General features: G+C 65.9%; 16 protein-coding genes, 4 tRNA genes and 1 pseudogene. 14 read left to right on the top strand and 7 right to left on the bottom strand.

Annotation, left to right across the window (positions count from 1 at the left end; translation table 11 throughout):
• The first annotated feature begins 99 nt into the window (after nt 1-99).
• Nucleotides 100-741, top strand: coding sequence for a LysE family translocator (locus PMI12_RS05135; protein WP_007829813.1), 642 nt, complete (start codon nt 100-102; stop codon nt 739-741).
• Between the two features lie 6 nt (nt 742-747).
• On the opposite strand, the gene PMI12_RS05130 is transcribed toward PMI12_RS05135, so the two are convergent.
• From PMI12_RS05130 to hpnC, 4 genes are read right to left on the bottom strand one after another with little or no spacing between them, the layout of a single operon-like run.
• Nucleotides 748-1,056 (bottom strand): hypothetical protein, encoded by a 309-nt coding sequence (locus PMI12_RS05130; protein WP_007829811.1) that lies wholly within the window; start codon nt 1,054-1,056, stop codon nt 748-750.
• Nucleotides 1,053-2,315 carry a hydroxysqualene dehydroxylase HpnE gene (hpnE, locus tag PMI12_RS05125; RefSeq protein ID WP_007829809.1) on the bottom strand — a complete coding sequence of 421 codons (1,263 nt, stop codon included), beginning with the start codon at nt 2,313-2,315 and terminating at the stop codon, nt 1,053-1,055. Before hpnE ends, PMI12_RS05130 begins: the two co-directional genes overlap by 4 nt.
• Before the next feature lie 2 nt (nt 2,316-2,317).
• Complete coding sequence (gene hpnD / locus PMI12_RS05120; RefSeq protein ID WP_007829807.1) at nt 2,318-3,157, bottom strand: presqualene diphosphate synthase HpnD; 840 nt, start codon at nt 3,155-3,157, stop codon at nt 2,318-2,320.
• Nucleotides 3,154-4,068 carry a squalene synthase HpnC gene (hpnC, locus tag PMI12_RS05115; protein ID WP_042672855.1) on the bottom strand — a complete coding sequence of 305 codons (915 nt, stop codon included), beginning with the start codon at nt 4,066-4,068 and terminating at the stop codon, nt 3,154-3,156. The genes hpnD and hpnC overlap by 4 nt, the downstream gene beginning before the upstream one ends.
• A gap of 151 nt (nt 4,069-4,219) precedes the next feature.
• Here hpnC and PMI12_RS05110 point away from each other — a divergent pair, with 151 nt between their 5' ends.
• From PMI12_RS05110 to PMI12_RS05095, 4 genes are all read left to right on the top strand, one after another.
• On the top strand, nt 4,220-6,064 hold the full coding sequence (locus PMI12_RS05110) for a potassium transporter Kup (RefSeq protein ID WP_007829803.1): 1,845 nt from the start codon (nt 4,220-4,222) through the stop codon (nt 6,062-6,064).
• 93 nt (nt 6,065-6,157) lie between these two features.
• Nucleotides 6,158-7,357, top strand: a complete 1,200-nt coding sequence (locus PMI12_RS05105) for an efflux RND transporter periplasmic adaptor subunit (protein ID WP_007829802.1) — start codon at nt 6,158-6,160, stop codon at nt 7,355-7,357.
• A complete protein-coding gene (locus PMI12_RS05100) occupies nt 7,354-10,515 on the top strand; it encodes an efflux RND transporter permease subunit (protein WP_007829799.1) in 3,162 nt (1,053 codons plus the stop codon). The genes PMI12_RS05105 and PMI12_RS05100 overlap by 4 nt, the downstream gene beginning before the upstream one ends.
• 101 nt (nt 10,516-10,616) lie before the next feature.
• A tRNA-Leu gene (locus tag PMI12_RS05095) sits at nt 10,617-10,703 on the top strand.
• 83 nt (nt 10,704-10,786) lie between these two features.
• Here PMI12_RS05095 and PMI12_RS27805 read toward each other — a convergent pair.
• Nucleotides 10,787-11,707 carry a hypothetical protein gene (locus tag PMI12_RS27805; protein WP_007829793.1) on the bottom strand — a complete coding sequence of 307 codons (921 nt, stop codon included), beginning with the start codon at nt 11,705-11,707 and terminating at the stop codon, nt 10,787-10,789.
• Nucleotides 11,708-11,974: 267 nt separating this feature from the next.
• On the opposite strand from PMI12_RS27805, the gene tig reads away from it, so the two are divergent.
• From tig to PMI12_RS28650, 9 genes and pseudogenes are all read left to right on the top strand, one after another.
• A complete protein-coding gene (gene tig / locus PMI12_RS05085) occupies nt 11,975-13,291 on the top strand; it encodes a trigger factor (protein ID WP_007829791.1) in 1,317 nt (438 codons plus the stop codon).
• 112 nt (nt 13,292-13,403) lie between these two features.
• Complete coding sequence (gene clpP, locus PMI12_RS05080; RefSeq protein ID WP_007829785.1) at nt 13,404-14,012, top strand: ATP-dependent Clp endopeptidase proteolytic subunit ClpP; 609 nt, start codon at nt 13,404-13,406, stop codon at nt 14,010-14,012.
• A 110-nt stretch (nt 14,013-14,122) separates the two neighbouring features.
• A complete protein-coding gene (clpX, locus tag PMI12_RS05075; RefSeq protein ID WP_007829783.1) occupies nt 14,123-15,388 on the top strand; it encodes an ATP-dependent Clp protease ATP-binding subunit ClpX in 1,266 nt (421 codons plus the stop codon).
• A 23-nt stretch (nt 15,389-15,411) separates the two neighbouring features.
• On the top strand, nt 15,412-17,853 hold the full coding sequence (lon, locus tag PMI12_RS05070) for an endopeptidase La (protein WP_007829780.1): 2,442 nt from the start codon (nt 15,412-15,414) through the stop codon (nt 17,851-17,853).
• Nucleotides 17,854-17,914: 61 nt separating this feature from the next.
• Nucleotides 17,915-17,990 (top strand) — tRNA-Gly (locus tag PMI12_RS05065).
• Nucleotides 17,991-18,053: 63 nt separating this feature from the next.
• A tRNA-Cys gene (locus PMI12_RS05060) sits at nt 18,054-18,127 on the top strand.
• Between the two features lie 99 nt (nt 18,128-18,226).
• A tRNA-Leu gene (locus tag PMI12_RS05055) sits at nt 18,227-18,318 on the top strand.
• Nucleotides 18,319-18,338: 20 nt separating this feature from the next.
• Complete coding sequence (locus PMI12_RS05050) at nt 18,339-18,971, top strand: DUF6806 family protein (protein WP_007829779.1); 633 nt, start codon at nt 18,339-18,341, stop codon at nt 18,969-18,971.
• A 24-nt stretch (nt 18,972-18,995) separates the two neighbouring features.
• Nucleotides 18,996-19,133, top strand: a pseudogene (locus tag PMI12_RS28650) (MFS transporter); the annotation flags it as partial.
• 120 nt (nt 19,134-19,253) lie between these two features.
• Here the strand turns inward: PMI12_RS28650 and PMI12_RS05040 are convergent.
• Both PMI12_RS05040 and murI read right to left on the bottom strand, forming a co-directional pair.
• Entirely contained in the window at nt 19,254-20,033 is a 780-nt protein-coding gene (locus PMI12_RS05040) for a hypothetical protein (protein WP_007829777.1), read from the bottom strand.
• A 5-nt stretch (nt 20,034-20,038) separates the two neighbouring features.
• Nucleotides 20,039-20,827, bottom strand: a complete 789-nt coding sequence (gene murI / locus PMI12_RS05035; protein ID WP_007829776.1) for a glutamate racemase — start codon at nt 20,825-20,827, stop codon at nt 20,039-20,041.
• Between the last annotated feature and the right edge of the window lie 20 nt (nt 20,828-20,847).

Raw genomic sequence — 20,847 nt, 5'->3', positions numbered from 1 at the left:
TGAAGGGGGTATTGCCGCCGCGTCTGCAGCGATTCATGGGCCTGACTATAGTTTGCGCCACGACGTCTTGCGGCTGCGCTCCGGCCAGGAAAAACCCACATGCATTTCTCCAACTGGCTCCTCTTCTGCGGCGTGACACTGCTCGTTGCGTTCACGCCGGGTCCGGCCGTGCTGCTCGCCGTCTCGAATTCGATGAGCGTGGGTCCGCGCCGCGCGATGATCAGTTCGCTCGGCAACGCCATGGGGCTGTTCATGGTCTCCGCCGCGGCAATGGCCGGGCTGGGCGTGGTGCTCTCCACCTCGGCCAATGCGTTCATGGTGCTAAAGGTGGCCGGCGCCGCTTACCTGATCTATCTGGGCATCAAGCAGTGGCGCAGCCAGGGCAGCGTGTTCGCCGACCTGCAGGGCACGTCGGCCGAGGGTTCGCCGCGCTCCAGTTGGCGGCTGTTCGGGCACGGCCTGACGGTGGCGCTCACGAATCCGAAGGGCATTCTTTTCTTCTCGGCGCTGTTTCCGCAGTTCCTGACGCAGGATGCGCCGCTCGCCATGCAGTTCGCGGTGCTGACGACCACCTTCGCGACGGCCTCGGTGCTGTCGCATGCGTTCTATGTGCTGCTGGCGCGCCTGCTGCGCAAGCAACTGTCGGACCCGCGCCGCACGCGGGTTTTCAACAAGGTGTCGGGCGGGGCGTTCGTGCTGCTGGGGCTGAGCCTGCTGCGCTTGCGCAACAAGGCGGCCTGATCTTTTTCAGCCCAGCGCGAACTGCTCGCGCAGCGCGGCGCAGAAATCGGCGGTGCCACTCAGCGAGAGGGTGAGGGTGTCGAAGCGCGGGTTGTCCTCGTGCGTCTGCTGCAGGTCGTAGTCCCAGGTCGCGCCTTCATCGAGGGCGCCGCGCGCATGGGGAAACGTGGCTTCGGCCCAATCGAGCACCTGCGCGATTTCAGCTCGCACCTCGGGTGTCTTGTCCGGCGTGGTCGACGCCATCGCGTCGAAGGTGCCGTGGCCTTCGGTGTCTTCGCTGTAGTCGAAATCGAGATAGCGCAGTTCGGTCGTCATGCGTTCAATGCCTTCGCCGCTGCCAGCCCGCTGAGCACCGCGCCCTCCAGCGTGGCAGGGTAGGGACCTTCGATGTAGTCGCCGCAGGCTCGCAGGCCGGGGGCGATGTCCATCGGCGGCCGCGACAGCCCCGGGATGCAGGCGAATGTGGCGCGCTTCTCGACCACGGTCTGCACGAGCTGCAGCTTCGTCTGGCCCAACTGCGCAACCGCTTGCGCGATCACCTGTTCTTCCAGCGCCTCGCGCGGCGTTTCGTTGGCACTTACGACCATGGCAAGCACTCCGGGCAGGCCGCTGAGCTGGCCCCGGTCGAACGCGAATTGGGCCGGTGCGCTGGCCGGATCGCTGCGCAGCGCGAGCATTGGTTCGGCGAGCGGCGTCGCGCCGCGTACATAGACCGTGGCGATGGCCTCGAAGCGCAGGGCTTCGGTGGTTCCGCACCAGCGCTCGGCCGGCAGTCCGGATGCGCGGACCAGCCGCGCAGCATCCCATGGCGCGCAAGCCAGCACGACTTTGTCGAAGAGCTCGTCGTCGACGCGCCACGGTCCGGCATCCGGCGCGATGGCACGCACACGGGCGCCGATGCGCACCGCTGCGCCGTGCTTCATGAGCCATTGGATGGCGGCATCGGGCATCAGGGCGCCGAGGTCGGCGCATGGCAGCAGCAGGTCGGCGCCGCCGCTGCCGCTGAACAGGGCGTCGTTCAGCACGCGCAGGAACACTTCCCCGCTCGATTGCGCAACGGGCGTGTTCAATGCGGAAACGCACAGCGGCTCGATCAATTCCTGCATCACGCGCGGCGTGAGGCCTGCGCACAAGTCGGCGACCGTGGTACTGCTGGCGCAGCGAAAGCCTGCAAGCCGCCACCGGATCGCGGTGCGCAGCAGCGAAGACTTGTCGCGCCATGTCCAGCCGCGCGCCGTGAAGATGCCGGCCAGCAGGTCGAGCGGCGCAGGCAGCCGCGGCAGCTTGAGCCCGCCGCCATCGGCGAAGCGCAGCGAGAGAGGCATGCGCAGCAGCGCGCCATCGACGTCCACGCCAACGTCTCGCATGAGCTTCAGCGTGGCGGTGTACGCGCCGATCAGGATGTGCTGGCCGTTGTCGAGCGCCAGCCCGTGCATGTTGTCGACCCGCCGTGCGCGCCCCCCCGGCATGTGCGCGGCCTCGAACAGCGTGACGGCGTGCCCGAGGCGTGTGGCTTCCACTGCGCAGGCGAGGCCGGCCCAGCCGGCGCCGATGACGGCGGTTTTCTTCTTCAAGCTCAGATGCGTCCCAAAGCCTGGACCTTCCACGCCAGCCAGAACTTGCGCACCGGCGTCAGGCTCACGCGCTGGTTCAGCACCTGGAAGTTGTCGCGCTCGATCTCGCGCAGCAAGGTGCGGTAGATGCTGGCCATCATCAGCCCGGGCTTCTGCGCGCGGCGATCGGCCAGCGGAAGCAGTGCGAGCGCTTCGTCGTACGCCGCGTGGGCGCGCTCGGACTGGAACTTCATCAGCGCGACGAAGCGATCGGAGTGCACGCGGTTGAGGATCTCGTGCGCCTTCACGTCGAACTTCTGCAACTCGTTCACCGGCAGGTAGATGCGTCCGCGCAGGGCGTCCTCGCCCACGTCGCGCAGGATGTTGGTGAGCTGCAGCGCCAGGCCGAGCTTGTGGGCGTAGGCGGTGGTCTGCGGATCGGTCTGGCCAAAGATGCGCGCCGCGACTTCGCCGACCACGCCGGCCACCAGGTGGCAGTAGCGCGCAAGGCCGGGAAAGTCGAGATACCGGGTCTGCTCCAGGTCCATCTGGCAGCCGTCGATCACTTCGTTGAGCTGGCGTGCCTCGATGCCGTAGGCCACGGCATGCGGCATCAGTGCCTGCGTCACCGGATGGCGCGGCGTGCCTGCGAACGACTGGGCGACCTCGGTGCGCCACCAGGCGAGCTTGGTGGCGGCCACGCCGGGGTCGGAGACCTCGTCGACCACGTCGTCGACCTCGCGGCAGAACGCATAGAAGGCCGTGATCGCGGCGCGGCGCGGCTTGGGAAGGAACAGGAAGGCGTAATAGAAACTGCTGCCCGAGGCGGCGGCCTTGTCTTGTACGTATTGCTCGGGATTCATCGGGGAGGCGCTGCTTTCATGGGCCGCAATTGTCTCCGCATCCGCATGGCCTTCCAGAGCAGCACGGGCGCATCGAATTTGCCGATGGTGGGGCGCTGCGAGAAGGTGTCGAAGCCCAGGGCCTCGATCTTGTCGAGGATGCGCAGGCCGCCCTGCACCACGAGGCGCAGCTCCCAGCCGGCGCGGCCCGGCAGGCGGTGCACGAGGGGGGCGCCCTGGTGCATGAGTTCGCGCGCCCAGTGCGACACGATGGCCATCAGGTTGATGGCCTCCTGCGGAGGCGGGCCGCTCGCGAGCGGTGCAAAAACCTTGAAGTTCTCGCGTGTCAGGCTGCGCCGCTCGCAGTCGGCCAGCGGAAAGTAGAAGCGGTCGCGCGGCAGGTCGACGCTCGGGTCCTGCCAGAAATTGATGAGCTGCAACGCGCTGCAGATGGCGTCGCTCTGCGCGAGCGCCTGCGCGTCGTGCACGCCGTAGAGATGCAGCAGCAGGCGGCCGATCGGGTTGGCGGAGCGGCGGCAGTAGTCGAGCAGCTCGGCGCGGTCGGCGTACGTACCGCGGTCGCGGGTCTTCTCGATGTCCTGCATGAAGGCGCTCAGCAGGTCAGCGAGCAGGTCTTCGGGCAGGTCGTACCGGGCGATGCTGTGGGCCAGCGGCTCGAACACCTGTGGCCAGCGTGATGCGGGCAGCACCTCGCCCCGGGCGGCGGCGGCGAGTTCCTCGCGGTAGGCATTCAGATCGGCCAGGCGTTCGCCGGGCGAGGCATTGCCTTCGTCGGCGATGTCGTCGGCGGTGCGCGCGAAGTGGTAGATGGCGGCGATCGGCGGGCGCAGGTGCGGCGGACACAGCCACGAGGCGACCGGAAAGTTCTCGTAGTGCGCGGACGGCGCGGCAAGGTGGGGAGTGGCGGACACGCCACGATTGTCAGCGACGACGCCACGCTCCGGCACTATGCTCGCAGCGTCGCCACTTTGAATTCCCCGCTTCATGAAAGCATCCGCTCCGGCTTCCGGGCCCCAGGTTTCCGCGTACGGCGAGGCGGCGCACCCGAAAGGCCCGGTGCTCATGATCGCGGCCCTGGGCGTCGTGTTCGGCGACATCGGCACCTCGCCGCTGTATGCCTTCAAGGAAACGATGAACCCCGAGCACGGCATCCCGTTCTCGCCCGATTCGGTGCTGGGGCTGCTCTCGCTGATCTTCTGGGGGTTGATGTTCGTGGTGACGCTGAAGTACGTGGTGTTCGTGCTGCGCGCCGATCACGACGGCGAGGGCGGCATCCTGGCGTTGCAGGCCCTGGCACGCAGCGCCGTGGGCGGACCGAAGACCAGGCCCTGGGTGTGGAACGTGATCGGCATGCTGGGCCTGGTGGGCGCGGCCATGTTCTACGGCGACAGCCTGATCACGCCGGCCATCTCGGTGCTCTCGGCGGTGGAAGGGCTGGAGGTGCAGGCGCCGGTGCTGCAGCGCGCGGTGATTCCGATCACGATCATGATCCTGATCGCGCTGTTCGCGGTACAGAAGAAGGGCACGGGCGTGGTCGGCAAGGTGTTCGGGCCGATCATGCTGCTGTGGTTCCTGGTGCTGGCAGCGGCCGGCCTGTGGCAGGTGCTGCAGCAGCCGCAGGTTCTGGCGGCGCTCGATCCTCGGCGGGCCGTGGGCTTTCTTGTCGAGCACCGGGCGCAGTCGCTGGCGGTGCTGGGCGCGGTGTTCCTGGCCTTCACGGGCGGCGAGGCGCTGTATGCGGACATGGGGCACTTCGGTGCGCGGCCGATCCGGCTGGCATGGCTGTTCATCGCGCTGCCGGGGCTGGTGCTGAACTACTTCGGGCAGGGCGCGCTGGTGCTGGCCAACCCCGGCGCCATCGACAACCCCTTCTTCCGGCTCTTTCCCTCGTGGGGCGTGCTGCCGATGGTGGTGCTGGCCGCGATGGCCACGGTGATCGCCTCGCAGGCGGTGATTTCTGGCGCCTTCTCGCTCACGGCACACGCGATGCGCATGGGCTACCTGCCGCGCATGCGGGTGATCCAGACTTCGGGCGCGGCCATCGGGCAGATCTACGTGCCAGCCGTGAACTGGCTGCTGATGGTGGGCGTGCTGCTGCTGGTGGTGGGCTTCCGCAGCTCGAGCGCGCTGTCGGCGGCGTACGGTATCGCGGTGTCGATCACGATGGTCACGACCACGCTGCTGGCCGGCATCGTGGCCTGGGGGCTGTGGCGCTGGAACAAGGTGGCGGTGGTGGTCGGCGTGGCAGCCTTCGCGGTGATCGACCTGACCTTCGTGGTTGCCAACAGCCTGAAGGTCGCCGAGGGCGGCTGGCTCACCTTGGCGGTGGCCGCGGTGGTGATGGTGGTGTTCACCACCTGGGCCAAGGGCCGTCGCCTGGGGCTGGAGGCGGCCGCGGCCGAGAGCCTGCCGCTGCGCGCCTTCGTCGAGTCGCTGGCGCTGCACATGCCGCACCGGGTGAGCGGCACCGCGGTGTTCTTGAACCCCGACGCCACCGCGGTGCCGCACGCGCTGCTGCACAACCTCAAGCACAACCAGGTGCTGCACGAGCAGGTGATCGTGCTGCGCGTGCTGCCTTGCGACACACCGCGCGTCGACGCGCGCATTCGCATCGAGGCAGAGCAACTGATGGACGGCATCTGGATGGTCACGGCGCGTCACGGTTTCATGGAGCGGCCCGACGTGCCGGAATTCATCCGCATCCTGGCCTACCAGAAGACGCTGGCGATCGATTCGATGAAGACCTCCTACTTCGTTTCGCGCGCCTCGATCGGCGAGGAAACCCTGCCTGGCATGAACCCGATCCGGCGTGCCCTGTTCGGCTGGCTGCAGCGCAACGCGGGGCGCGCTTCGGACTATTTCGAACTGCCCGACAACCGCCTCGTGGAGATGGGCCAACGAACCTAGTGACCGGCGGGTCATTGACAGTGCTTCACGTTTACCCTAGATTACTAACCAGTGGGTCATTAATGATCCGGTTCGTCCTTTCCAGGGTGTCTCATGACCGCCTCCGCCGTCCTCTCGTCCCGTGTCCGCAGTGCCGCATGGCTGCTGCTTCCCGCCATTTTTCTGGCCGGCTGCTCGCCGAAACCCGCCGCCGAGGATCCCGTGCGCGCGGTCAAGTTCGTGACCGTGGGCACGAGCGAATTCGATGCCCAGCCCGAGTTCTCGGCCGAGGTTCGGGCGCGCGTCGAATCGCGCCTGGGCTTCCGCGTGGCGGGCAAGATCACCAGGCGCCAGGCTGAACTCGGCCAGCATGTGCAGGCCGGCCAGGTGCTGGCCCAGCTCGACCCGCAGGACTACAAGCTCGCCGCTGAGGCCGCTCGAGCCCAGCAGGCCGCCGCGCTGACCAACCGCGACCTGGCTGCCGCCGACCTGAAGCGCTACACCGAATTGCGCCAGCAGAACTTCATCAGCGGCGCCGAGCTCGAGCGCCGCGAAACCACCTGGAAGGCCGCGCAGGCCCAGCTCGAACAGGCTCAGGCGCAGCTCGCCTCGCAGGGCAACCAGGCCAACTACACGACGCTGGTGGCGGACGTGGCCGGCATCATCACGGCCATCGAGGCCGAGCCGGGCCAGGTGGTGCAGGCCGGCACGCCGGTCGTGCGCATCGCACAGGACGGCGCGCGCGACGTGGTGTTCGCGGTGCCCGAAGACCGCGCCACGCTGATCAAGGCGGGGTCACCCGTCACGGTGCGCGGCTGGTCCGGCGGCAGCGAGCTGCAGGGCGAGGTGCGCGAAGTAGCGGCCAGCGCCGACGCGGTCACGCGCACCTACTCGGTCAAGGTCGCCATCGATGCGGCCGCCTCGCCGCCGCTCGGCGCCACGGTCTATGCGCGTCCGCAGGCGCTCGCGCATGGCACCACCGCGGTGATGAAGCTGCCGACCAGCGCACTGCGCCAGGAGGGCAAGGGCTCTGCCGTGTGGGTGCTCGACAAGCCGACCATGACGGTGCGTTCGCAGACTGTGCAGGTCGCCACGGCTGACGGCAACGAGGCGGTGATCGCCAGTGGCATCGCCCCCGGCATGATGGTCGTGGCTGCGGGCGTGCACGTGCTGTCGCCGGGGCAGAAGGTCACCATCTACCAGTCCAAGGAGGCGGCCGCGGCCGCCGCCAATGCCGGTGCGAAGGACTCGGCACAGCCCGTGGCGGCTGTCGCTGCGACGAACAAGGAGATCGCAGCGGGTGCCGCCAAATGAGCGGCGGCGCAGCAACTCCCCCCGCTGAGAAGCCCGCCGGCTTCAATCTCTCCAAGTGGGCGCTGGACCACGCGCCCCTCACGCGCTACCTGATGGTGGTGCTGATGGTGCTGGGTGCCTTCGCGTACTTTCAGCTCGGCCAGGACGAGGACCCGCCGTTCACCTTCCGTGCGATGGTGGTGCGCACCTACTGGCCCGGCGCCACCGCGCAGCAGGTGGCCGAGCAGGTCACCGACAAGCTCGAACGCACGCTGCAGGAAGCGCCGTACGCCGACAAGATCCGCAGCTACTCGAAGCCCGGCGAGTCGCAGATCATCTTCAACATCAAGGACTCGTCGAAGTCCACCGAAGTGGCCAACGTCTGGTACACGGTGCGCAAGAAGATCGGCGACATGCGCGCCACCTTGCCCGCCGGCGTGCAGGGGCCGTTCTTCAATGACGACTTCGGCGATGTCTATGGCGTGATCTACGCGCTGGAGAGCGAAGGCTTCAGCTACGCCGAGCTCAAGACGTTGGCCGATGACGTGCGCCAGCAGCTTCTGCGCGTGAAGGACGTGGCCAAGGTCGACCAGTTCGGCGTGCAGGACGAGAAGGTCTACATCGAGATCTCGCAGAAGCGCCTGGCGCAGCTGGGGCTCGATTTCAACGCAGTGCTGGCGCAGCTCGGCTCGCAGAACGCGATCGAGAGCGCGGGCTCGATCCAGTCGCCGCTCGACGTGGTGCAGGTGCGCGTGGCCGGCCAGTTCACCAGCGTCGACCAGCTGCGCGAGATGCCTATCCGCGGCAGCTCGGGCAGCCAGATCAAGCTCGGCGACATCGCCGACATCCATCGCGGCTACATCGATCCGCCGGCGGTCAAGGTGCACCACCAGGGCAAGGAAGTGATCGCACTTGGCGTGTCGATGGCCAAGGGCGGCGACATCATCGCGCTGGGCAAGGCGCTGAAGGCCACCACCGCCACCATCGACCAGCGCCTGCCGGCCGGCGTGAAGCTGGCGCAGGTGCAGGACCAGCCGGTGTCGGTGGCCAGCTCGGTCAACGAGTTCGTCGGCGTGCTGATCGAGGCCGTGGCCATCGTGCTGGCCGTGAGCATCATTTCGCTCGGCCTGCACAAGGGCGGGCGCTTCGGCTGGTACATCGACATGCGACCCGGGCTGGTGGTGGCGATCACCATTCCGCTGGTGCTGGCCGTGACCTTCCTGGCGATGAACTACTTCGGCATCGGGCTGCACAAGATATCGCTGGGCTCGCTGATCATCGCGCTCGGCCTGCTGGTGGACGACGCGATCATTGCGGTCGAGATGATGGTGCGCAAGATGGAAGAGGGCTACGACAAGGTCCGCGCCGCCACCTTCGCCTACGACGTGACGGCCAAGCCGATGCTCACGGGCACGCTCATCACGGCCGCGGGCTTCCTTCCGATCGGCATCGCCAAGTCGGTGACGGGCGAGTACACCTTCGCGATCTTCGCAGTGACGGTGATCGCGCTGGTGCTGTCGTGGATCGTCTCTGTGTACTTCGTGCCCTACCTCGGCACGCTCTTGCTGAAGGTGAAACCGCACGACCCCGAGGCGCCGCCGCACGAGCTGTTCGACACGGCCTTCTACAACGCCTTTCGCCGCGCGGTGAACTGGTGTGTGCAGCACCGCTGGATGACCATCGGCGCCACGGTGTTGATCTTCGCGCTCGGCATCTTCGGCATGGGCAAGGTGCAGCAGCAGTTCTTTCCGGATTCGAGCCGGCCCGAGATCCTGGTCGACATCTGGTTCCCCGAGGGCACCTCGTTCGCGGCCAACGAAGAGGTGGCCAAGCGCGTCGAGAAGCGTTTCATGCAGGAAGCTGGCGTGAAGACGGTCAGCACCTGGATCGGCTCGGGCGTGCCGCGTTTCTATCTGCCGTTGGACCAGGTGTTTCCGCAGACCAACGTGTCGCAGCTGATCGTGCTCGCCAAGGACCTGAAGGTGCGCGAGACGCTGCGCCTGAAGCTGCCGCAGGTGCTGGCGCAGGAATTTCCGGAGGTGCGCGGGCGCGTCAAGCTGCTGCCCAACGGGCCTCCGGTGCCGTACCCGGTGCAGTTCCGCGTGATCGGCACCGACCCGGTGCAGCTGCGCGGCCACGCCGACGAGGTGAAGGCCGTGTTGCGCGAGAACGCCAACATGCGCGGCGTGAACGACAACTGGAACGAATCGGTCAAGGTGATCCGCCTCGAAGTCGACCAGGCCAAGGCGCGCGCGCTCGGCGTGACGAGCCAGGCCATTGCGCAGGCCTCGAAGACCATGTTCAGCGGCACGACAGTGGGCCAGTACCGCGAGAACGACCTGCTGATCGACATCGTGCTGCGCCAGGCGCCCGACGAGCGCCAGGCCATCTCGGATATCGGCAACGCCTACATCCCGACCACCTCGGGCCGCTCGATCCCGCTCACGCAGATCGCCAAGCCGGTGTTCACCTGGGAGCCGGGCGTGATGTGGCGCGAGAACCGCGACTACGCCATCACCGTGCAGGGCGACGTGATCGAGGGGCTGCAGGGCGCGACCGTGACGGCGCAACTGTTGCCGAAACTGCGCCAACTCGAGGCCGGCTGGGTAGAGGCCGGGCAGGGCGGCTACCGCATCGAGGTGGCGGGCGCGGTGGAAGAAAGCAGCAAGGGCTCGGCCTCGATCGTGGCGGGCGTGCCGATCATGCTGTTCCTGGTGTTCACGCTGCTGATGCTGCAGCTGCACAGCTTCAGCCGCTCGCTGCTGGTGTTCGTCACCGGCCCGATGGGCATCGCCGGCGTGGCCGGCGCGCTGCTGGTACTGAACCGGCCCTTCGGCTTCGTGGCGCTGCTGGGCGTGATCGCGCTGATGGGCATGATCCAGCGCAACGCGGTGATCCTGATCGACCAGATCGAGCTTGACCGCGCGGCGGGCGTGCCGGCGTGGGACGCGATCGTGGAGTCGGCGGTGCGGCGGCTGCGGCCGATCGTGCTGACGGCCGCGGCGGCCGTGCTGGCCATGATTCCGCTGTCGCGCAGCGTGTTCTGGGGGCCGATGGCCGTGGCCATCATGGGCGGCCTGATCGTCGCGACGGTGCTGACGCTGCTGGCCTTGCCCGCGATGTATGCCGCGGCATTTCGTGTGAAGCGGGAGCCGAAAGAGGCGCCGATTAGCGTCTAAAATCGAAAGCTGACCGATTTCAAGCGGATGGTCTTTGGCCCGTGAGGTTCCACGGCGCGAAGAGGCCGTCCGCTTTTGCATTCACCTGAAAGATTGGCATTGCGCGGGTGGCGAAATTGGTAGACGCACCAGGTTTAGGTCCTGACGTTCGCAAGAACGTGCCGGTTCGAGTCCGGCCCCGCGCACCAGCCTGCCGAGTAGCCCGTTCCATCGGGCATTGACGAAGCCCCCGTTTCGAGAGAGACGGGGGCTTTTTCTTTTTTGCGCGTCTTCACCAGTCGCTGTTGTCGCCGTCGCTGCTGCCCCCGTCATCCCACGAACCGGTATCGGTGATGCCGAAGTCGTTGTCGACGATGCGTTCGGGCGCCTGGTCGGCGGAGGGCGAGGAAGAAGGCCAGAGGCTGCGGCCCATCTCTGCGTTGCCGCTGTCTGCGATGTGAGAAGTGTCGTTCCGGTCGGTGTTGTCCGACCGGTTGTTCATCCAGTGGCGCACGGCCTCCTGGGCCACCACCGCGCCTACGCCCACCGCCGCACCGGTGGCCAGCGCCGAGCCCAGGCCCATGCCGGGAGCGGCTGTGGGTGGGGCCGCGGGCGTCCAGTTGCCGCCCGGCGCGTAGCTTCCGTATCCAGCGCCTGGTGCGCCCGCTGCAGGGCCGTACGACGGAGCTTGGGCCACAGGCGGCGCCACCCGGCGACGGAAGGCGAGGTAACCCGCGACCAGCAAGCCCACGAGCGCGATCGGCAGCCATGGCGTCGAGCCGCTCTTGGCTTCGGTCTGCGGCGGGGCCGGGGCTGGTGTGCTCATGCGCGCGGGTTCGGTCCGGGCCGGTGCGGCGGCGGGCTTGTCGAGCTTGCTCGTGAGCCGCTCGACGGCCTCGGGCTTGGCGAAAGACAGGTCGGGCGCGAGCGCCTTCGCCTGGGCCAGCGCGCTTCGCGCGCCGTCGAACTTGCCTTGCGCTGCGAGCAGTTCGGCCTGGACGAAATGGGCCTTGGCGCTTTTGGGGTGGTCCTTCAGTACCTTTGCGATCATGGTGTCGGCCTCGGCCATCCTGCCGCCGTTCGCGGCCTCGTAGATCTGCTGGATGGTGGGCTCGGCCGGAGTGGGCGAATCGGCCTTCGCCTGTGCCAACGAGGGCATGCCGAATGCCACGACAAGGGTGAAGGCGAGGGCGGCGAACAGTCGCTGAAGCATGATTTTTCCTGTGCGTTCCTGTGGAGAGGGGACGAATCGGAACTGACTTTACGGCTGGAATATTGGTCAAGCCTGACCATCGTTCGCGCCGCGCCAGGCCCCCGTGAAAACCCGCTTTCCCGGCGGATTAGAATCCTGGGTTGCCCAGTTTTGCAGGCGGCACGTGCGTGCCTCCGCATAAATCCCGCCAGCGCGTGTAAGTCCTTGATCTGTATTGATAAAAAAGATGCAGGCCCCGCGCACCGGCCCCCTTACCAGGAAGACATCATGACCGTGACCGTTGAAACTCTCGAGAAGCTCGAACGCAAGATCACGCTGACCCTGCCGGTCGGCACCATCCAGAACGAAGTCGATTCGCGCCTCAAGAAGCTCGCGCGCACCGTCAAGATGGACGGCTTCCGTCCCGGCAAGGTGCCGATGAACGTGGTGGCCCAGCGCTATGGCTATTCGGTGCACTACGAAGTCATGAACGACAAGGTCGGCGAGGCCTTCTCGCAAGCCGCCAACGAAGCCAAGCTGCGCGTGGCCGGCCAGCCCCGCATCACCGAGAAGGAAGAGTCGCCCGAAGGCGAGCTGGCCTTCGACGCGGTGTTCGAGGTGTTCCCCGAAGTCAAGATCAACGACCTGACCGGCGCCGAAGTCGAGAAGCTCTCGGCCGAAGTGGGCGACGAAGCCATCGACAAGACGCTCGACATCCTGCGCAAGCAGCGCCGCACCTTCGCCCAGCGCGCGCAAGACGCCGTTGCGCAGGACGACGACCGCGTGACCGTCGACTTCGAAGGCAAGATCGACGGCGAGCCCTTCCAGGGCGGCAAGGCCGAAGACTTCCAATTCGTGGTCGGCGAAGGCCAGATGCTGAAGGAATTCGAAGACGCCGTGCGCGGCATGAAGGCCGGCGACAGCCGCACCTTCCCACTGTCGTTCCCGGCCGATTACCACGGCAAGGACGTGGCCGGCAAGCAGGCCGACTTCATGGTCACCCTGAAGAAGATCGAAGCCTCGCACTTGCCCGAAGTCAACGAACAACTGGCCAAGTCGCTCGGCATTGCCGAAGCCACCGTCGAAGGCCTGCGCGCCGACATCAAGCGCAACCTCGAGCGCGAAGTGAAGTTCCGCCTGCTGGCGCGCAACAAGAACGCCGTGATGGACGCCCTGGTGGCCAATGCCGAGCTCGACCTGCCGAACGCCAGCGTGCAGTCGGAAGTCAACCGCATGGTCGAAGGCGCCCGCGCCGAACTGAAGCAGCGCGGCATCAAGGACGCCGACAAGGCTCCGATCCCCGACGAAGTGTTCCGCCCGCAAGCCGAGCGCCGCGTGCGCCTGGGCCTGGTGGTCGCCGAACTGGTGCGCGCCAACAACCTGCAGGCCAAGCCCGAGCAGATCAAGGCCCACATCGACGAGCTGGCCGCCAGCTACGAAAAGCCGGCCGACGTGGTGCGCTGGTACTTCAGCGACAACAACCGCCTGGCGGAAGTCGAAGCCGTGGTCATCGAGAACAACGTGACCGATTTCGTCCTGGGCAAGGCCAAGGTCAACGAAAAGTCGGTGTCGTTCGACGAGCTGATGGCGCAGCAGCAGGGTTGATCCGCCGCTACGGTAACGCCAATGGGGCTTGTGCTTTGCGGCACGAGCCCCATTTCACTCAGGCGTACAGTTCAGAAACAGCGAACGATTCCATTTCTCGGAGAGCAAATTCATGAGCGCACAGGAAATCCAAGGCCTCGGCATGGTCCCGATGGTCATCGAGCAGTCGGGCCGCGGCGAGCGGTCCTATGACATCTATTCGCGCCTCCTCAAGGAGCGCATCATTTTCCTGGTGGGCGAGGTCAACGACCAGACGGCCAACCTCGTCGTGGCGCAGCTGCTGTTCCTCGAGAGCGAGAACCCGGACAAGGACATCTCGTTCTACATCAACTCCCCGGGCGGCAGCGTGAGCGCCGGCATGGCGATCTACGACACCATGCAGTTCATCAAGCCCGACGTGTCGACCATGTGTCTCGGCTTCGCGGCCAGCATGGGCGCCTTCCTGCTGGCGGCCGGCGAGAAGGGCAAGCGCTTCTCGCTGCCCAACTCGAAGATCATGATCCACCAGGTGCTTGGCGGCGCACGCGGCCAGGCCACCGACATCGAGATCCATGCGCGCGACATCCTGCGCACCAAGGACCAGATGAACCGCATCCTGGCCGAACGCACCGGCCAGCCGCTGGAAAAAGTCAAGACCGACACCGAACGCGACTATTTCCTGACGGCCGACGAGGCCAAGGAATACGGTCTGGTCGACCAGGTCGTCGCCAAGCGCGGTTAAAACTGTCCGGCGCCCTGTGGCGCAAAAGGCAAAAAACGGCGTTTTCCACACGGGAAACGCCGTTTTTGTTTAGTTATCATTGTCCCTACCCTGTAACGAGGCAAAAGTCCATGGCCGATAAAAAAGGCTCCTCCAGCGAAAAAACGCTTTATTGCTCGTTCTGCGGCAAGAGCCAGCACGAGGTCAAGAAGCTGATCGCGGGCCCTTCGGTCTTCATCTGCGACGAGTGCATCGACCTTTGCAACGAGATCATCCGCGACGAGCTCCCCGCGGGCGAAGAAGCGCGTGAAGCACGCAGCGACCTGCCGACGCCGCTCGAGATCAAGACCAACCTCGACAACTACGTGATCGGCCAGGAGCCGGCCAAGCGCATGCTGTCGGTGGCCGTCTACAACCACTACAAGCGCTTGCGCCACAAGGAAAAGGCCAAGGGCGACGACGTGGAGCTCAGCAAGAGCAACATCCTGCTGATCGGCCCTACGGGCTCGGGCAAGACGCTGCTGGCGCAGACGCTCGCGCGCATGCTCGACGTGCCTTTCGTGATGGCCGACGCCACCACGCTGACCGAAGCCGGCTACGTGGGCGAGGACGTCGAGAACATCATCCAGAAGCTGCTGCAGAGCTGCAACTACGAGGTCGAGCGCGCCCAGCGCGGCATCGTCTACATCGACGAGATCGACAAGATCTCGCGCAAGTCCGACAACCCCTCGATCACGCGCGACGTGTCGGGCGAGGGCGTGCAGCAGGCGCTGCTCAAGCTCATCGAAGGCACGATGGCCAGCGTGCCGCCGCAAGGCGGGCGCAAGCACCCAAACCAGGACTTCCTGCAGATCGACACGACCAACATCCTGTTCATCTGCGGCGGTGCGTTCGCGGGCCTGGAGAAGGTCATCGAAAACCGCACCGAGGCCTCGGGTATCGGCTTCGGCGCTGCGGTCAAGAGCAAGGCCCAGCGCAGCATCACCGAGGTGTTCCGCGAAGTCGAGCCTGAAGACCTGATCAAGTTCGGCCTGATTCCCGAACTGGTGGGCCGGATGCCCGTGGTCGCATCGCTCGCGGAACTCAGCGAGGATGCGCTGGTCCAGATCCTGACCGAGCCGAAGAACGCCGTGGTGAAGCAGTTCACCAAGCTGCTGCAGATGGAAGGCGTGGATCTGGAGATCCGTCCGGCGGCGCTCAAGGCGATCGCACGCAAGGCGCTGGCCCGCAAGACCGGCGCACGCGGCCTGCGCTCGATCCTTGAACAGTCGCTGATCGACACCATGTTCGAATTGCCGAACGCGACCAATGTCGACAAGGTGGTGGTCGAGGAATCGACCATCGACGAAAACAAGCCCCCGCTGCTCGTGTACCGCGAAGCGGCGAAAAAGGCCTAAAGCCAAAGACCCGAAGGATCTGCATGTCTGGCCACACCCCTCTGCCTTCCGAAGCCCTCGACCTGCCGCTGCTGCCGCTGCGCGACGTCGTGGTGTTTCCCCACATGGTGATCCCGCTCTTCGTGGGACGCCCCAAGAGCATCAAGGCACTCGAACTTGCCATGGAGGCGGAGCGCCGCATCATGCTGGTGGCGCAGAAGGCTGCCGCCAAGGACGAGCCCTCGGTCGAGGACATGTTCGAAGTCGGCTGCGTCTCGACCATCCTGCAGATGCTCAAGCTGCCCGACGGCACCGTGAAGGTGCTGGTCGAAGGCCAGCAGCGCGCACGCGTGAACCGCATCGATGACGGCGAGACGCACTTCTCGGCCAACGTGACGCCCGTCGTGGCGCCCGAAGGCGGCGAGAAGGGCACCGAGGTCGAGGCGCTGCGCCGTGCGGTGATGCAGCAGTTCGACCAGTACGTCAAGCTGAACAAGAAGATCCCGCCCGAGATCCTCACTTCGATTTCGAGCATCGACGATCCGGGCCGCCTCGCGGACACCATCGCCGCCCATCTGCCGCTCAAGCTCGACAACAAGCAGGCCGTGCTTGACCTCGACGACGTCAAGGCACGCCTGGAGAATCTGTTCGGGCAGCTCGAGCGCGAGGTCGACATCCTCAACGTCGACAAGAAGATCCGTGGCCGCGTGAAGCGCCAGATGGAGAAGAACCAGCGCGACTTCTACCTCAACGAGCAGGTCAAGGCCATCCAGAAGGAGCTCGGCGAAGGCGAAGAGGGCGCGGACATCGAGGAGATCGAGAAGAAGATCAAGCTCGCCAAGATGTCCAAGGAAGGCCTGAAGAAGGCCGAAGGCGAACTCAAGAAGCTCAAGCTCATGTCGCCCATGTCGGCCGAAGCTACCGTGGTGCGCAACTACATCGACGTGCTGATCGGCCTGCCCTGGAGCAAGAAGACCAAGATCAAGCACGACCTCGCCAATGCCGAGGCGGTGCTCAATGCCGACCACTATGGCCTCGAGAAGGTCAAGGATCGCATCCTTGAATATCTCGCGGTGCAGCAGCGCGTAGACAAGGTGAAGGCACCCATCCTGTGCCTCGTGGGCCCACCGGGTGTCGGGAAGACCTCGCTGGGGCAGTCGATCGCGAAAGCGACCGGCCGCAAGTACACCCGCATGGCGCTGGGCGGCATGCGCGACGAAGCCGAGATCCGCGGCCACCGCCGCACCTACATCGGCGCGCTGCCGGGCAAGGTGCTGCAGGGCCTGAGCAAGATCGGCACGCGCAATCCGCTGTTCCTGCTCGACGAAATCGACAAGCTGGGCACCGACTTCCGCGGCGACCCGTCGAGCGCGCTGCTCGAGGTGCTCGACCCCGAGCAGAACCACACCTTCGGCGACCACTATGTGGAAGTCGACTTCGACCTGAGCGACGTGATGTTCGTCGCCACCTCGAACTCGATGAACATCCCGCCGGCGCTGCTCGACCGCATGGAGGTCATCCGCCTCTCGGGCTATACCGAGGACGAGAAGACCAACATCGCGATCAAGTACCTGCTGCCCAAGCAGATGAAGAACAACGGCGTGAAGGACGACGAGCTCTTCGTCACCGAAGAGGCCGTGCGCGACATCGTGCGCTACTACACGCGTGAAGCGGGCGTGCGTTCGCTCGAGCGCGAACTGTCCAAGATCTGCCGCAAGGTGGTGAAGGGCCTGCTGCTCAAGCAACTCACGCCCAAGGTCACGGTCGACGGCAAGAACCTCAACGAGTTTCTCGGCGTGCGCAAGTACAGCTTCGGCCTCGCGGAGAAGCAGAACCAGGTCGGCCAGGTGGTCGGCCTTGCGTGGACCGAAGTCGGCGGCGACCTGCTGACGATCGAAGCCGTGACCATGCCCGGCAAGGGTGTGATCAGCCGTACCGGTTCGCTGGGCGATGTGATGAAGGAATCGGTCGAGGCTGCACGCACCGTGGTGCGCAGCCGCTCGCGCCGCCTGGGCATCAAGGACGAGGTGTTCGAGAAGCGCGACATCCATATCCACGTGCCAGATGGCGCGACGCCGAAGGACGGCCCGAGCGCGGGCGCGGCGATGACGACGGCCTTCGTGTCGGCGCTCACGGGCATCCCCGTGCGCGGCGACGTCGCGATGACCGGCGAGATCACGCTGCGCGGCGAGGTCACCGCCATCGGCGGCCTGAAGGAAAAGCTGCTGGCGGCACTGCGCGGTGGCATCAAGACCGTGCTGATCCCGGAGGAAAACGCCAAGGACCTGCAGGACATCCCAGAGAACGTGAAGAACGGCCTCGAGATCGTGCCCGTGAAGTGGATCGACAAGGTCCTCGAGATCGCGCTCGAGAAGATGCCCGAGCCGCTGTCCGACGAAGAGGTGGCTGCATCTGCTGCTGCCGTGGCCGAACTGGCCAAGCAGCGAGCGGCGGCACCCGCCGCGGAAGGTTCGATCAAGCACTGACTGGTTGATCGCAAAACTTGTGGAGCCTCGAAAAACTGATATATAATTCGAGGCTCGAAACGCGGGAATAGCTCAGTTGGTAGAGCGCAACCTTGCCAAGGTTGAGGTCGAGAGTTCGAGACTCTTTTCCCGCTCCAGTTTTGAAAAAGGGAAGCAGCAGCTTCCCTTTTTTTCGCTAGGTCGATTTCGTATTTCTGCGTGGCGCGATAGCAAAGCGGTTATGCAACGGATTGCAAATCCGTCTAGCCCGGTTCGACTCCGGGTCGCGCCTCCACCTTCTCGTTCAACTCGATTCGACCCCGACGACCAAGCCCCGCCAACCCATGTTGCCGGGGCTTGTTTTGTTTGGGTTATCGTCGATGTTCAACCTGACGCCCGGATGGTGAAATTGGTAGACACATCGGACTTAAAATCCGCCGCTTCCTTAATCGGGGCATACGGGTTCGACCCCCGTTCCGGGTACCACACTTACAAGGGAGCATTCGATGCCTCGCTACAACGCTCCATTTGAGATCCATGTGCACGGCGACGTGCCGCTGCGTTCGGACGTGACCTTCGACCAGATCCAGGAGGCGCTCAAGCCCCTCTGGAAGTACGCCGGTGCCAAATCGCTGGCCGACGGTGCCACCAGCACCTACGAAGAAGAGCCCGGAATCCGCTTCGAGCAGAAGGACCACACGCTGCAGATGTGCTGGACCGTGCCCGGCGATGAAGACTTCCGCCAGGCCCTCGACGAGATGTGCATGGCCCTGAACGAGCTCTCCGAGCGCGGTGCGGCCATCGAGGTCACCTTCTACGACACCGACTTCGACGAGGAAGAGGGCGACCCCGAGGAAGAATCACGCGACGACTTCCTGATGCTGTTCGTCGGCCCGAACCCGGCAGCAATCATGCAGGTGCAGCGCGATCTGCTGGTGGAAGACGTCGTCAATCTCATGGAGCGCCACTTCGACGGCGCCGAACTGGGTGGCGTGGTCTCCGAGATCGACCGCCTCTTCAGCGACCGTTTCGACGCGCTCGTGAACTCGCTCGAGATCGGCAAGCGTCCGCGCGGCACGGGCGGTCCCGGCAGCGGCGGTGGCCACGGCGGCGGCCGCCGTCCGCGCCACCTGCATTGATCCACTCTTCATAGACAAGGCCTCGTGGCCCTGTTTCCCGCCTCCGCGCTGCGCCCAGGGGTACGCAAGCGCGAGGTGTTCGGCTGGGCGATGTACGACTTCGCCAATTCGGGCTACACCACGGTCGTCATCACGGCGGTGTTTGCGGCCTACTTCGGCGGCAACCAGCGCATCGCGATTCTCTCGACAGCGGTGCTGTTCGTGGCGGGGTTGCTGCTCCTGTTGCCAATCCGCATGGAGCGGGGCCGCGCTGCCGCTCTTCGCAGCCCGGCCTGAAGGCGTTCAGGGCACCTGCTGGCGAAGCGACTTCGGCACCTTGAAACGCTCGCCGTCGTAGCGCAGCGTGACGGTGTTGAATTTCGGGGGCAATGCCTTTTCCACGCAGCCCTGGTCTTCCTGCTCCTGCGCGCGGCTTTGCAGCAGCGTACGCGACAGCTGCAGGTCGGCAAGGCCGTTGCTGCTGCCCTTGCCGACGGACAACATGGTGCGCAGCTTGTCGAAGTGGCCGGTGCAGGTGGCGTCCCATCCACCATGGTCGTGGTCCAGCTCGATCTCCTGCAGAACCTCGCGCAACTGCTTGCCATGGTGCACGTAGAGCCGCACGGTTTCGCTGGCCAGCGGGCTGCCGGGCGCGTTGCTGCCGCGGTAGCGCACGCGCAGGCCGAAGGCGCGGGCCTCGGGCGACAGCACGTAGCGCGAGGTGTCGATGCGGATGTCCTGGATCGAGGTGGTGGCGTCCTCGTCGAGCGCCTCGGGCTGGAGGAGCCGGGCGATGACGGTGTCGCGTTCGGTGTTGCCGTTGTCGGGGCGCTGGATCAGCAGGATCTCGAGATCGAAGACCTTGGCGCCGTGGTCGGTCGTTTCGCGCGGCATGGGCAGCACGACGATGCTGCGCCCCGGAAAAGCCGGCCAGACCTTGCAGGCCGCGAGCCGCTCGTCGAGCGGCCGGTGGGGATGCAGCTTGGCGTGCATGCGCTCGGCCAGTCCGCTTTCGCAGGCCGCGTGGCTCAGCCCGGCGGCCGAGAGGCAGAAGAGTAGAGCGGCGTGGCGCAGCAGGCGCATCGAGGTCAGGCTTCGGTGGCCGTGGGAAGCCCGAGCCAGCGGGCGGCCGCCGCTTCGAGCACGGCGACGTTGCCGCTGCTTTGCAGCAGCAGGCTGCCGACGCCGCCATCCGCGAGTCGACCTGCCGACGCGAGCAGGCGCCGCGCCTGCTGCGCGACCGGCACGCCGGTGTCGATGAAGCGCAGCGTCGCCGGTGCATGCCGGCTCAATTCGTCTTTCACGAGCGGGTAGTGGGTGCAGCCCAGCACCACGGTGTCGACACCATCGGGGCCGTCGCCGAAAGGCCCGGCCTCTTTCATGTAGCGCTCGCACAGCGCCGCGATACCCGCAGCGTCGAAGCCTTCGATGGCCTTCACGAGCCCGTCGCACGGCACGGAGCGTACGTCTGCCGATCCGGCGAACGAAGCGCGCAGGGCCGCGTACTTGGCACTGGCCAGGGTGCCTCGCGTGGCCATCACTGACACGCGTCCGGTGCGGCTGGCCGACACCGCGGGCTTGAGGCCGGGCTCCAGCCCCACGATGGGCAGGTCGGGATGCTCGGCCCGAAGCAAGTGGATGGCGGCCGTGGTGGCTGTGTTGCAAGCCACCACGAGCGCCTTGACTGCATGCTCGCGCCGCAGATGCTCGACCACCGAGCGCGAGCGCTCGATCACGTAGGCGTCCCCGCGCTCGCCGTACGGCGCATAGGCCGTATCGGCAAAGTAGACGAAGTTCTCCTGCGGCAGCTCGGCCCTCAGCGCGGCCAGCACGCTGAGGCCGCCGACCCCGCTGTCGAAGACGCCTACAGCGGTCACTCGGAAACCTCCGTGCTGCG

It is taken from the genome of Variovorax sp. CF313 (assembly GCF_000282635.1).
In the GTDB taxonomy this organism is placed as follows: Bacteria; Pseudomonadota; Gammaproteobacteria; order Burkholderiales; family Burkholderiaceae_C; genus Variovorax.
Note: the sequence above shows the minus strand (reverse complement) of the source record. Positions and strands in the feature narration are given on the sequence as shown.